Raw genomic sequence first — 13,713 nt, forward strand, 5'->3', positions numbered from 1 at the left:
TTTAAGTAAGTGGTTATAATTAAATTGAAGATAGATTTTGCCTCTGATCCCCCCTGCCCCCCTTGATAAGGGGGGTGCCGATAGGCGGGGAGATCCCCCCTGCCCCCCTTGATAAGGGGGGTGCCGATAGGCGGGGAGATCCCCCCTGCCCCCCTTGATAAGGGGGGTATCTGACAACTTTTAACACCTACCTACTTACCTTTATTATAGAGGAAAATCCCCCAGAGAAATTTTCTATTCTTCCTCTGACTCTGGAGAACTTACCCAAGGGGTAGAAGATTCGGCAGCTTTCGGGAAAGAAAAAGATTTTTTCGGAGGAGAAGGCAATAATTCCAATTGTCGATTACCGGTTTTATAGCTAGTTTTATTTTTCTGCTCTCCCCGTCGTCGTTGGGAGGTTTTTTCCTCTGTCGTATTTTCGGCTATCACTTCATACAAAATCGCCCGTTTATCCTCTTGTTGGCCTTTTCTTAAAACCCGTCCTAAACGCTGAATATATTCCCTCGTGGAACCGGTTCCCGATAAAATAATCGCGATGCGTGCTTCCGGCACATCAACCCCTTCATTAAGAACATGGGAAGTCACCAGAATTTTGTATTCTCCCTGACGAAAACGGGTCAGGATTTCATGGCGTTCTTTCACAGGAGTTTGATGGGTTATGGCAGGTATTAAAAAGCTCTCGGAAATGCCGTAAACTGTGGCATTATCGTTGGTAAAAATTAAAATTGGCTCCGGATAGTGTTCACAGATTAACTCGGCTAAAACCCGCAATTTTCCCTGGGTTCCGGAGGATATTTCCTTCGACTCCCGGTGCGCTAACATGGCGCGGCGCCCTTCGCTACTTCTGGCACTAATCATGACAAAATTTTGCCAACCATCTAAACCAGACAAACTGAGATTATTTCTTCTTAAAAAATCATTGCGAATTTTAATTGCTTCTTGATATTTTTCCTGTTCTTTTGCAGATAGTTTCACTTTAATTTGAATTATTTCATGATCAGCTAGGGCTTTTCCTGACAAGTCTTGGGGACTTTTTTGATAAACAATTGTACCAATAAGATAATCTAAATCTTGATGACTACCATCACCGCGATCCGGTGTTGCTGTTAAGCCTAAACGATAGGGCGCGATCGAATCTTCCGCTATTTTCCGAAAGAAATCCGATGGTAAATGATGACATTCATCAAAAATCAAAAAAGCGTAACGATTGCCAAGAGTTTCTGAATAAATTGCCGCACTTTGATAGGTGGCGATTAAAATAGCACTATTATCCTTAGAACCTCCCCCTAATAATCCTACCTCGGCATCGGGAAAAGCCGCCAACATCTGGGCATACCACTGGTGCATTAAATCAATAGTCGGCACGATAATTAAGGTACTGCGGGGAGTCGATTGTAGAGCTAATTGGGCAAGATAGGTTTTACCGGCAGCGGTGGGAAGGACGATAACACCCCTTCTCTGGGATTTTTTCCAAGCGATTAACGCTTCCGTTTGGTGGGGGTAGGGTTCCCGTTCAAAACTGGCAATTAATTCTAAATTGTTGAAAGCTTTTGCTTCATCTTGGAAGTTAATGCCCTCCTCCTGTAGGGTTTCCACGAGAGGACGATAATGAATGGCCAAAATGCGAAATCTTTCGATACGATCATCCCAAGTGGCGAAATCTAGCCATTTTTTCCCTTTTGGTGGTGGATGGAGAATTAAGGTTCCTCGCTCATATTTGAGGGTGGGTAAGCGCATTTTTCAGTTATCAGTAAACAGTAAACAGTTATCAGTAAACAGAACGTAGGTTGGGTTGAAGCATGAAACCCAACGCCCGCTCATGTTACGCTACCGCTAACCCATCCTACAAATAATTGTGCCTCCCTACTTATCAGTAAACAGTAAACAGTAAACAGTAAACAGTATAAGTGAACTGAAAACTTACATCTGATAACTGATAACTGATAACTGATAACTAATTCAAGGCTGACGGCGGCAAGATAGCTTATCGCTAGATCATATTGATCGGGTTAAAAAAATAGAGTGTGAATTAACACACTCTCAGCATATCGAAACAGCCAAAGTTTGGCAATAGATTAAATCTTTTCGGTTAGCTTAGTCAGAACGCGATTGGAACGTTCCACAAAAGCTTGCATTCCCTCAGCATCAAATCCTTTTTGAGCGATTAAAGCCAAATCATAAACGTGCTGACAGAGCATTTTCGCTAATTGCGCCGATGGAGATTCGCCACTACCAGTAACAATACTTCCCTGACTAATCTGGACAATCTGTTGAATTAAGGGATGATTAGTATTAATCATCAGAATGTGTTCTTCGGGGAAAGCCATGGCTTTTTGTTGCATCATTGCCGTCATTTCCTGTAAGCGTCGCATCGCTTCTGGAAGTAAGACAATTGCCGGGGGAGTACCTTGGGGATCATCGGATTTCAAGGCTTCAGTTTTGATATTGATGCGGGAATTATCGAGAGCTTTGGCGAAGATTTCTTTGATCAATTCAGCCCTGGTTTTATTACTACCGGGATCGATAATTTCACTAGCTTGATCCTGTTCGAGCAGCGTCGAGTCTAATTCAGAATCAACCCGGGTGAATTTCACATCGGAGTATTCTCTTTCTAGGAAAGGAATAAAGTAATTAGTATCGATGAAAGAATCAAAGAAGAGGATCTCTAACCCTTGATTTTTGTAGAGTTCAACGTAGGTGGATTGGCTCCGAGGATCGGTACAGTAAAAAACTCGATTTTCGTGGCGTTCTTTATGGCGTTCCAGGTAGGCTTTGAGAGTAGTATAACCTTCCTGTTCGATCGCTTCTAGGGGAGTTTTCGCCGTTGCTTCTTGCCATGCGTCACCTTCGGCGGTTTGTACTTCCACTTGTACCGCAGTTTCTGGGGTTTTGTAGGTAGTGCGATAGATTAAAATATCTTCTACCTGCTGTTTAAATTTATCCTCTTTTAAGGAACCAAATTTAATAAAAGTTCCCACATCTTCCCAACAACGAATATATTCTTTTGCGTCTTCATTGTATAGAGATTTGAGGCGATCAGCAATTTTTTTGGCAATAAAATCGGCAATACGGCGAACGGTGCGATCTTTGGTTAAAGCACTTCGAGACACATTTAAAGGAATATCTGGACTATCGATAACTCCTCGCAAGGGCATCAGGAAATCGGGAATAATTTCCTCGCAATGATCGCTGACAAAAACCTGGTTACAGAATAACTTTAATTGTCCTTTTGAGACATCCACATCCGGTCTGAGTTTGGGAAAATAAAGAATGCCATTGAGCAAGAAAGGATAATCGGTATTCAGATGTACCCAGAGTAAAGGTTCTTCTTGGAAAGGATAGAGATAACGATAGAATTCTAGGTAGTCTTCTTTCGTCAGATTTTGAGGAGATTCTTTCCATAAAGCCCGTTGTTGATTAATCACTTCCCCATCAATTTTAATGGGAACGGGCATAAAATCTGAGTAGGTTTTGACTAACTGGCGAATGCGGGCAGGTTCTAAATATTCCCCTTCCTCATCCATTAAAGTTAGGGTGATAGTGGTGCCGATTTGGCTGCGGGAAGAAGCGGTTAATTCAAACTCTGGAGAACCATCACAGCACCAATGGACAGGGGTAGCACCTTCCTGATAGGAAAGAGTATCAATTTCTACCTTTTTAGCCACCATAAAAGCCGAGTAAAAACCTAGGCCAAAATGACCGATTAAATCGTTGGCTGATTTTTGGTATTTATTGATAAATTCTTCCGCACTGGAAAAGGCAACTTGGTTAATATATTTCTTGATTTCTTCCGCCGTCATCCCGATCCCATTATCGGTAATTGATAGGGTACGATTTTCTTTATCGATGGCGAGATTAATTTCTGGTTCGGGGACTTCTCCTCTCGCTTCTCCTGCTAAGGAAGCCATTTTTAATTTCGAGATGGCATCAACACTATTAGATATCAATTCCCGCAGAAAAATTTCATGGTCAGTGTAGAGGGATTTTTTGATAATAGGGAAGATATTCTCGGTATGAATCGTGATATTACCTTTTTCGAGTACCGTCATACGTTCAATCACTAAGGGTTTGACTATTCTAACTTTTTTATTTTGCTCGATAATGGCACCATTGATCACAGAGCGATTGCCCAACTTCCTCTAGGGTGATAACCGTACCGATAAAGGGATTTAACGGCAGCGGGGCGATTTATAGAACTCGAACGCAAAAATCGCGGTTATTGATGACTTTTTGACTTTTGCAAGCGGTTGGTTGAGATTTGCCGATTGAGCCAGAATTGCAGTAGCTCTACTTTTCACTTTGCAGATATCCCTCAATCAAAATATCGGGATTGAGATAATTAACCGTGACATTTTCTAACTGTAAAGCTTGGCTCATTAGCTGGAAACCTAAATCACCCACGGCAGTAGGTGCATTAATTCCCCCGATGATCTTGGGCGCAATAAAAGCGATAATTTTTTGTACCATGCCCTCAGCGATCGCGGCTGCACTTAAACCACCACCGCACTCCCACAAAACCTGACAAAATCCCCTCTGATAGAGATTTTCCATCACTAAAGTGGGTGTCACCTCGGTTAGTTCGATCACTTCCACGCCTTTTATTAATAATTGTTGCTGAAGCTTGACATTAGCATCAATTTGTGTATAGACAAGGGTGGGAAATTGACTGGTATCCCAAAGATGAGCGGAGGGTGGTAAATCGAGCGATCGAGTCATGACCACGCGCAGGGGATTATGATCAGAGAGGCCGTGAGTGGTGAGGTGGGGATTATCTTGACGGACAGTGCTACCGCCGACGATAATCGCATCACAGGCCGATCGCAGTTGGTGGACTATTTGGCGAGAAGCGGGGCTAGTAATCCAAGTGCTATGACCGCTAGTAGCGGCAATTTTGCCATCGAGAGTCATGGCATATTTGAGAATACCGAAGGGTTTTTTAGCGGTGATGCGATGGATAAAACCCTGATTGAGTTGACGACATTCGGACTCCTCCACTCCCACCAGCGTCTCGATGCCTGCCGATGCTAGTCTTTGAATGCCTTTCCCCGCCACCAGGGGATTAGGATCGATCATCCCTACCACCACTTTTTTAATGCCTGCTTGCACAATTGCCTCGCTACAGGGGGGAGTACGTCCATAGTGGTTACAGGGTTCAAGATTGACGTATAAAGTGGCACCACGGGCTTTTTCTGCTGCCTGTCTCAGGGCGAAAACTTCTGCATGGGGTTGTCCGGCCCCTGGGTGAAAACCTTCGCCGATAATTGTACCCTCTTGAACGATCACAGAACCGACTAAGGGATTAGGAGAAGTCCGCCCCAAGGCTTGCCTAGCAAGGGTTAGACATCTTTGCATCATTTTGCGATCAAATTCCGTTGCCTGGGCCATGGTTGATTTCTCCAAAGGAGGGGAGACTTTATCAGTGATCAGTAAACAGTAATCGGTGATCAGTGGGAATTATAAATTATAAATTATAAATTATGAATTATGAATTGGGAGATGGGGGAGCGGGGAGAAAAAAGCTGACGGCTGATGGCTGATAGCTAAAAATATGCGTCCCATGTTTGCCTCTTTTGGAATTGCGATCACCAAAACTTCGTTGACATTTGTTTCTAAATATGCTGTAAAAGCGGGCATTCCTGAGAAGTTAAAGCTGAAAAAAACCGCCGTGGCCGTGTCGAATACGCGCAATATCAGTAAGGCTAGTATGAAGCTTAATGACGCTTTATCGCGCATGGAAGTTAATCCCGAAACCTACGAAGTGCGTACTTACGGGGAATTATTAATCTGTGAACCCGCTACGGTTTTACCCATAGACCAACGCTATTTCCTATTTTGAATTCTGGTTTTTTTAAAACCCTATTTTTTGGGTGTTTTGGAATGCAGGAAGCTAAAGGATAGGCGGTTAAAATCCGTCTTAGCGGATTCTTTAAAAAATAAGACTAAGTATTAAACCAAATGCACTACCGAATAAGGTAATGATCATCAAAATAATGCTAGTAAAGGTTTTACTATAGCCTCTTTCTTGAAAATCGTTCATTACTTGCTGGGCTAAGTGATACACCCCGAAAGAGAAGTAGAACGTAGCAAAAGCGAATAAAGTTGCGAGAAAAAATCCGATCAATAAGCCGACAAATCCGCCTATAAATCCTCCTGACAAAATACCAATTAATAGCCCGATAAGATAAAGAATTTTTTCGGATAGGGCTTCTATACTGGGAGTAATCGAAAATACTTGAAGAGGATATTTATTAATAAAATAGACACTGGCTAATGCGGCTCCTAATGCACCAATAAAATTTTTATTTTTTCTATCCTGAGTTGTTCCCCCGTATCCTCCAACGGCGGCAAGGCTAGAATTAAATAATAAGGAATTAGGATCAAAGTGTTTCCCAAAAACTTGATTTAAGTAATTTCCTAATAAGTTTATAAAAATCGCACCGACAATCGCAGCAACATTATTGCTGAGTCTGTATCTTTGTTTTCTAAGTATCCATTCTCCTAAATCGCCAAGCCAAGTTAAGAAACCAATCGAGATAATAATTAACCAATAGGGTTGAGTTGCTAATTTCATTGTCCAATAAATTGCGATCTCCTTTGTTAGTGATATTCCTACAAAAATCGCACTAATTGTAATTATTAAAAATGTCAGAAAATAAAGAGGGATAAAGGTTATTGTTGGGAAAATCAACCATTTTTGCTCACGTTCTGATAATTTGTTTGTAAAGGAATAACTGATTAGGTTTGGGAATATGATTAGGTCAATGTTAGAGAGGTTAGAGAGTTTAGACATATTCAAGATTGGTGTGATAGCTAAACTGCCTAAAACTACGATAGTAAAAAAGCTAAAGCATAAAATTGAAATTAATTCTCTCAATAATCAAAGAGGATTTTGGGTGAGTATTACTTCTTTGAATGTAAAAGGAAAGTTGTTATCTTGACCGATAATAAACAATAAGATGACAGGAATTATAAATGTAACGAGAATTGCTGGATGAGAAATATTATTGGGATTTTTGATAAATTTTTTAAGTTGTCTAGAAAGTTGACTTGTTTTAATTTTATGGATTAAGTATTGCCCATCTTCTTGAAAATCAAATTTATGAAATAAAAGTTTAATATCATTCCATGTTTTTTTCAACAATTCTATTTTGTTTGTATCAGGCTCAACGATCAATTGAAAATTTTCAAAAATCTGACTTAATAAAACACGAATTTCTTGAACTAGGTATATAACATGAATTTGTTTAGTTGTATTCAATTCAATGTTATTATCTGATTTTTTTATGTCTATAACTTCTCCTGAGTTCATAATCTCATTTTCTATATTTAATGTTAATGGTGGCGTGAAAATTTTATCTGGACTAACATTAAAACGAATATAAGAACTATCAAGAATTGGATAGGTCTCTTGCTCACCGATAAATGCCCGCATCCAACAGGCATCACTAGCAGCTAAAATAATTTCTTCAGGCTTGTATAATTCTTCAAGTTCCTCCTTTCTTTGCATTATTGCTACCGCTTCAGTTGTTTTACCTTGCTTTGAGTAAATATTATAAAGATTATTGAGTGTTTCAATCAGTTTTTCGTGAGTTCTCCCTAAGAGTTTTTCTTGTTGCTCTAAAAAATTTAGCAAAATAGACTCAACTTGATAATCTGCCCTTACACAAGCATAATAGAGATCCATATAAGTTTTTCCATCTTGATTATTAGCAATAAGACAACTGATTTTAAAATTAATTTTGTAATAAACATGAGAACTAGGAAAAAAGAATAATAAGGAGCCATCTAAATCATCAGTCCATATATTAAGGCTTGGTATGGGAAAAAAAGGCAAGGCAGATTGTCTCGATTCATCAATAAATATTTCTCGTTTATAATATAAGCGTTGATTAAGATAGAGCTTAAAATTTAGGAACCCAGGCCCAATCATCCAAAAATTAATATACGGATTAATTTGAGGAATTTCCCAAAAATGCAAACTTTTTTCGATTAAAGTATCCTGCTTATCAGAAATAAATTCCCATGAATATCCTGATTCTTCACAAAAAGTTTTAATGAGTTTTTCGGATACTTTTTCAACAGTAAAAGCAATAAAATTATCTTCTTTTAATATTTCTTGATTAAAAAAATGAGCGTTAATTGAGGATTCAAACAATATAATTATTCTTTCGTTATTTTTTTGTAAGTAGTGATAAACAACTTCGTTTTTATCTTTATCGTACCCCAATAGAATATAGTAGTTATTTGAACTATTTTTTTCAATAGCCTCTTGTGATGATAAAAATAAATTTATTTTTTCAGGAAAAACTGATGGAGTGATAACTTCAAATAAATGGTATTGTTCTCTATCTAAGTTTCTCCCAATTACATCTCCAATAATTATATTTTTATTATTTGGTGAAAAAAGGATAAGGCTGACGTGATTTTCTAATTTAAAAGCAGTAGTTCTATTCGTAAAAAGAATAATTTGTCCATTTTGTGAGGCGGAAAGAGTTGTTAAAACTCCGTCTATAAATTTTGTCTTTATAAAAGTGACAGGAGACTGATGTAAAAGAAGTGATGAAAATTTCTCCCCATTTCCCAATCTATAATACTCAATTTTACCGTTTTCAAAACCAAGCACTAAAATTTTATTGTCATCTGAAAGAGAAAAGCTAGTATAAGAATTATTCTCAAGAATAGGAATAGGATTTTTATTAATTAAATCAAAGTAACGCAATCCTCTTTCATAGTTATATCCGCCATCAAGAAAATCATTTTCTAATTTAGGCGTAATAACAAATTTTGCATCATTTGATAAAATTATTTTTTTCCAAAAATATTCATCATTTTTTTTAATTTCTGGTAGTAAGCTATAACCAAGTGAAGTGATTTCGTTAGCTTTTAAATCGTGCAATTGAAAACATCTTCTTTTTGTTTCCCTTAAAGCCCATTGACCATTTTGGCTGACGGCTCTATAAATAAAAGGAGGATTGGGTTGTTTTTCTGTATTTTCTGCGAAAATTTGCGCTAAAAACCATTCATCAAAAGTATTGTCTTCATAAACAAAAATTAACCAGAGTTGATTAACACTTTTGGCAACAGCACTAATAGCAATATTTTTTCTTCGATATTTAAAAGGACTTAATTTTAAGGTATTGAATTGTTGACCTGTTACCGAATCAGCGACGATTAAAAGATTAGGTTCCTGCCGAAAAAGAACCCATGCCCCATCAAGACTAATGGCAATTTTATAATTAAAATCAAATCCTACAGATGCCATAGTTTAATGCCTCCATTATTACCTTTTAGAATAAACCATTGAAAGTCTGGAGTTATATCATCTGGAACAATATAACTGGGTATATTAATGTTAATCTTTGTGATAGGAAGAGTTCTAAGTTTTCGCAAATTGGTTATTTTTTTATTGACTAATAAGTAAACTAATCGCTGGAATAAATTATTATAATTATAATATTTAAAGCTACAATTTAGTTTGATAAGATCATCTTCAGAGTTTTTTTCAAGATAAGAGTATTTAAAATGTAGTGAAGGAAACTCATCAAATATGTCAGAAAAAAATTTATTTATTTTATCTATTTTTTCATCCTCATCTTCTATTTTTGGAAAGCTAAAATATGTAATAGTTTTTTTAAGAAAATTAATCACTCTTACCCATTTTTTATCTAAAATATCATAGTCTTTCATTAAATAATTTTTTAGGTTGACTTTATAAACGCCCATACTGGTTATTAAAAAAAGTAAGGATTTTGATGAGTGTAATTTAAAACGCTTAATTGAAGGAATATTATTTACACGAATAATTAATTGAAGACGACCTTTCACTAAATCCCATATCTTGATATATTCACCCTGTCTAACAATTAACCAACGATTATTATCTCCAATAGCCAGCGTATCAATTTCTTTTTCATTGTCAATATCAATCCAAATCCAGCTTAAGTGATTAAGATAACTTGAAGTTCGATTATTTGGATCGATTTTCTCATGATAACCAGGAACACATGATTTAATATTAATACTTCTAAAATCTAATATTTGTAAAAAATATTTTTCTAAATCAACTACATATAAACTAAACCAACCTCCAAAATTTTCATTACGGCTAAAAGTAAGGTATTTTGCGTTTAAACTTAGCGCAAGACAATCACATTCATCATCATCTCTGTAGCCATTATAAGCAGTAGATCTAGCTAACGGAAAGCAAAGCACCGAACTATTTTCGTCTAAATTCCATAGCTCAAATACGGAAATCGCTATGCCTGCCCCAATAGGTTGTGACTTTCTAGATGAAACAGTTCCGACCCAATTTCCATCAGGACTAATTGTTATTAAGTTAAACTGAGTTCTTTCTATTATCTCTTTTTCAACAATAATATTATTTATAATTTGTTGCTTTTTATTTTTTCCATCTTCCTCATCTTCAACTGAGTCAAAGTTATAAAAATTAGAGGCAATAACTCGATAAGTTTCTCTGATAGTAAAATCTTTAATTAAGACTCCTGTTTTTAGATTCCACTGTTCGACTAAACCATTGCGTACCGTTACAGCAAATTTACCATCATCGCTAATTGCCATTGCATGAAAAATATTACCCCCTGCGATAGTTCTCACTAAAGAATCTTGAGGTGAAATCATGTCAACTTTTATCGGTTTTAACCAAGCATATTCCCGCCAATCATTAATCTGCTCTAAAAAAGGCTTTAGCTTCGGTTCATCAATCTTCATCAATTTACCTAACAACTGCCCTGGCAATTGATATTTATCCTGTTGTAAAACATTTGCCGACTGCTCAACTGCTCTAAAAATTAACTCTAAAACTCGTCTGTCTTCATTGGAGAAAACAAGCTGAGACTCCAACGCCAAACGATAATCTTCAATTAACGATTGAACCTCTTTTTTTCGGGATAACTTGTAGTCAAGAAACATGAAATCCGTCAAAATTTCATACAAATCCTCTACCGCCTCTCCTTTTGTCAAATGAAAAGGCAAATCCAACATCGTATCTAAATCTTCTGGCAAGAAATCTTCAAACTCATTCATGGTGGCGTTTTTTCATCTCCTTTCTCTTTTTCCAAAGGTTAGAATCAACTTGAGAAATATTCCTATGAATTTCCTGAAATGTTACTGGATAATCATTCTCTGTAAGTCCATGTAAAAAATCTTGGTAACTTGAGTGATAGATACCGTAACGCTTTTCATTATCTTTCATGATTTCATGTAAGAATTGTCTCCATTTTAATAAAATGTCCTGAACCGTTAAAGGACTTTCCCTAGAATAATCACAAACTTTACGCTGAGAAACAGCTTGTTTAACTGCGGCTAAAACAATTACAATTTTAATCTTTTCAACAGGTAAAGGATCATCTGTCATTCCCATTCGTCGCCAGTGAAACATATAATAACTTTGTAGGCCTTTTGGAAATTGTTCTAGTGTTAAATCCTTATATTCCCCTTTTTCTATATTTGAGAGAACGTAGCGGAGATACATAAAATTATTTTCACTTTTATTACTAATTTTATTAGTAAAATCTGCAACTGTTTCCTTTCTTTCTAGTATTTGAAGACGTAATTTTTCGCTTTTTTTAACTCGATTTTGAATATAAGTTCTAACATCTCGTTCACTATCAGCTTGATATTTATCATCAAGTAAATTTAACGACTGAGAAGGAGTATAAACTGTCATCGGAACATCAACACCTCTCCGTAAAGTTAGAATAAAATAAACTCCATTCGGTAAATGAGACGGCAAAAAAAGGATATTTGAAACACCTCGATAACTAGATTGATCTACCTCATCTAAAGCATCAACAACAATAATAATCGGATTTTCACTTTCTTTTTGAACAGACTCATTTAACAATCGTTCTAGAAATTTTCCATCCTGTGTCGCATTAGTTGGTAATGAGTGATAGTCCAACTGATAACGCTCAATTAACTGATTACAAATACTTTCAAGAAACTGTTCAGTACGATTCAGACCTTCTAGGACACTATTAAAATAAGCAATACAGCTAGTATTCTGAACATACTTAGCCAAGATTGCACTTTTACCCTGTCCAGGATCACCAATAACCGTAAAATAACCCTTAGAATTACTCGTAATAAATGAATTAATTTCATTAAATACATATTCACGACCAACAAAATCCTCAGTTTTATCGGCAATCAAAGTCTGAAATTGAGGAGGTATTTTATTAATTTCATCACGGTTTTGTTTGACCTGCTCCGTAACAGGCGGCTTCAGTCAATAAAAATTCTGAGTAACCGTTACATTAGAACCTGCTTCTGCAATAAATCCAAGATTCTTAATGATTTTAATTGCTTGAGCTTGCTTGTCGAGGTTTTGCTTGGCTACGGTTTCTGCTAATTGCTTAAATACTCCATCTTTTTCAATTAATGTCGCCATCATTTGTATCGGCTGTGCCAGAGCGTCTGTATTATCTTCCGAAGACGCTTCTAATTGTTTAAGCGTGTCAGGTGACTTTTGAGCCAATTGTTTTTTGATTTGCTCAACACTTTCCTCGACAATAACTTCCCCTGTTTTATTGAAAATACCAACTAAGACAAGAGCAACTATTCCTGCAAGGGTAAATGGCTCCATAGCGATTAGCCTAAATTATAAATTTGGATAACTATAATAGAGGGAGCATCCCATTTAGGCAATAAGTACAAATGCTGTGGCAATTGCCTGATTGAGATAAGCACAACGTAACTTTAAAAGCTGGAGGTTTTATTTAACAAAGTACAGAGAAATATTATAGGGCTGTCCTTCCCATTTCAATCCATAGCTTTGTAGGGTGCGTTCCCTGAAAACATGACAATTTCAAGGTTAACCAATATTTGGGAACGCACCACCCCTACCATTCATGGATTTGATTGTGGACTGCCTGTTTTAATACTAAATCCGCTTATTGAAAACTGATTATAGCGTTTCCCATTCACAAAAGGTACATTCTCGATCTTGAAAAGCTTAATCAGCAAAGGTTTAAGTGTGCCGTACAGGTACGAGAACCGCTATATTTAGGGTTGGCTGAAAAAGTTTTTCGTGGGGACAGGGTATGGGCTTCGACGGTGAGACTTCGGTGTGAGCTTGTCGAATCCGTCGAACCGCCAGGGTCAACTACCTAATTTTCAGAGAAAAAGTACCTGAATTTTACCCCCGATCACTCCCATATCCGGTACTTTTTGATTTCCAAAAAGTCTAAAAGTCTTACCCAACAGGGGTTTTAGATTTATTCAGCCAGCCCTAGTTAGTAATTTTGCTGCTACCCCATCAAGATCGATTTTTTCCGCTAAGTAGTCGGACATAAATTCTGTTGTCTATCTTAAGAAATGTGAATTGCCGCAATTCTTACTGACTCCGTTCGGTTGATCTCACGGCCGAAGCCTGAGTGTTCGTGTTAGTAAGCTTGTCGAACCACTGAGCATTCGACAAAAGCTCACGCCGAAGTCTCACCGTCGAAGCCTGAATACTGAATACTGACGACCGATAGCTAAAAAGCTGATCACTTCTCTACTATTATTATTTTAAAGTGAAACGTATCAGAGGATACAGAAATCTCAAATAAAAAAAAACAAAGATCGAAAAACATTGACTACTCACACATCAAGATAAATCCCTAGGCGTTTGGTCTTCTGAAATGATTGACCTCTGTTCCTAGGATTTAGCGGTTGAACGGACATAATTGCTCGGTAATTATTTTCAAAAGT

The 13,713-nt window shown here is 37.1% G+C and carries 8 protein-coding genes and 1 pseudogene; 1 reads left to right on the forward strand and 8 read right to left on the reverse strand.

All coding sequences use genetic code 11. From position 1 onward, the window contains the following. Positions 1–234: 234 nt before the first annotated feature. The 3 genes from ACQY1Y_RS05185 to ribD form a co-directional block, all read right to left on the reverse strand. The gene (locus tag ACQY1Y_RS05185) at positions 235–1,737 is read right to left on the reverse strand and encodes a DEAD/DEAH box helicase (RefSeq protein WP_430014112.1); all 1,503 of its coding nucleotides are present in this window, start codon (positions 1,735–1,737) and stop codon (positions 235–237) included. A gap of 338 nt (positions 1,738–2,075) precedes the next feature. Next, positions 2,076–4,049, reverse strand: a complete 1,974-nt coding sequence (htpG, locus tag ACQY1Y_RS05190; RefSeq protein WP_430014646.1) for a molecular chaperone HtpG — start codon at positions 4,047–4,049, stop codon at positions 2,076–2,078. A gap of 238 nt (positions 4,050–4,287) precedes the next feature. Continuing rightward, positions 4,288–5,385: a bifunctional diaminohydroxyphosphoribosylaminopyrimidine deaminase/5-amino-6-(5-phosphoribosylamino)uracil reductase RibD gene (gene ribD, locus ACQY1Y_RS05195; protein ID WP_430014113.1), complete on the reverse strand. Its 1,098-nt coding sequence runs from the start codon at positions 5,383–5,385 to the stop codon at positions 4,288–4,290. Between the two features lie 163 nt (positions 5,386–5,548). On the opposite strand from ribD, the pseudogene ureC reads away from it, so the two are divergent. Beyond that, a pseudogene (gene ureC / locus ACQY1Y_RS05200) lies at positions 5,549–5,836 on the forward strand (urease subunit alpha); the annotation flags it as partial. Between the two features lie 90 nt (positions 5,837–5,926). Here the strand turns inward: ureC and ACQY1Y_RS05205 are convergent. From ACQY1Y_RS05205 to ACQY1Y_RS05225, 5 genes are all read right to left on the reverse strand, one after another. Further along, positions 5,927–6,790, reverse strand: a complete 864-nt coding sequence (locus tag ACQY1Y_RS05205) for a hypothetical protein (protein ID WP_430014114.1) — start codon at positions 6,788–6,790, stop codon at positions 5,927–5,929. A gap of 87 nt (positions 6,791–6,877) precedes the next feature. Further along, the gene (locus ACQY1Y_RS05210) at positions 6,878–9,262 is read right to left on the reverse strand and encodes a DUF3110 domain-containing protein (RefSeq protein WP_430014115.1); all 2,385 of its coding nucleotides are present in this window, start codon (positions 9,260–9,262) and stop codon (positions 6,878–6,880) included. Further along, positions 9,250–11,043: a hypothetical protein gene (locus ACQY1Y_RS05215; protein WP_430014116.1), complete on the reverse strand. Its 1,794-nt coding sequence runs from the start codon at positions 11,041–11,043 to the stop codon at positions 9,250–9,252. The genes ACQY1Y_RS05210 and ACQY1Y_RS05215 overlap by 13 nt, the downstream gene beginning before the upstream one ends. Beyond that, positions 11,036–12,172: an ATP-binding protein gene (locus ACQY1Y_RS05220; RefSeq protein WP_430014117.1), complete on the reverse strand. Its 1,137-nt coding sequence runs from the start codon at positions 12,170–12,172 to the stop codon at positions 11,036–11,038. Before ACQY1Y_RS05220 ends, ACQY1Y_RS05215 begins: the two co-directional genes overlap by 8 nt. A gap of 75 nt (positions 12,173–12,247) precedes the next feature. Further along, entirely contained in the window at positions 12,248–12,604 is a 357-nt protein-coding gene (locus ACQY1Y_RS05225) for a hypothetical protein (RefSeq protein ID WP_002733541.1), read from the reverse strand. Between the last annotated feature and the right edge of the window lie 1,109 nt (positions 12,605–13,713).

This window comes from Microcystis ichthyoblabe FBCC-A1114, assembly GCF_050500245.1.
Lineage (GTDB): Bacteria > Cyanobacteriota > Cyanobacteriia > Cyanobacteriales > Microcystaceae > Microcystis > Microcystis ichthyoblabe_A.

What these genes read in the sequence shown, in the direction of transcription:
- ACQY1Y_RS05185 (WP_430014112.1), bottom strand. Translation starts at nt 1,737, where the DNA reads ATGCGCTTACCCACCCTCAAATATGAGCGAGGAACCTTAATTCTCCAT.
- ribD (WP_430014113.1), bottom strand. Translation starts at nt 5,385, where the DNA reads ATGGCCCAGGCAACGGAATTTGATCGCAAAATGATGCAAAGATGTCTA.
- ACQY1Y_RS05225 (WP_002733541.1), bottom strand. Translation starts at nt 12,604, where the DNA reads ATGGAGCCATTTACCCTTGCAGGAATAGTTGCTCTTGTCTTAGTTGGT.
- htpG (WP_430014646.1), bottom strand. Translation starts at nt 4,049, where the DNA reads ATGACGGTACTCGAAAAAGGTAATATCACGATTCATACCGAGAATATC.
- ACQY1Y_RS05215 (WP_430014116.1), bottom strand. Translation starts at nt 11,043, where the DNA reads ATGAATGAGTTTGAAGATTTCTTGCCAGAAGATTTAGATACGATGTTG.
- ACQY1Y_RS05205 (WP_430014114.1), bottom strand. Translation starts at nt 6,790, where the DNA reads ATGTCTAAACTCTCTAACCTCTCTAACATTGACCTAATCATATTCCCA.
- ACQY1Y_RS05210 (WP_430014115.1), bottom strand. Translation starts at nt 9,262, where the DNA reads ATGGCATCTGTAGGATTTGATTTTAATTATAAAATTGCCATTAGTCTT.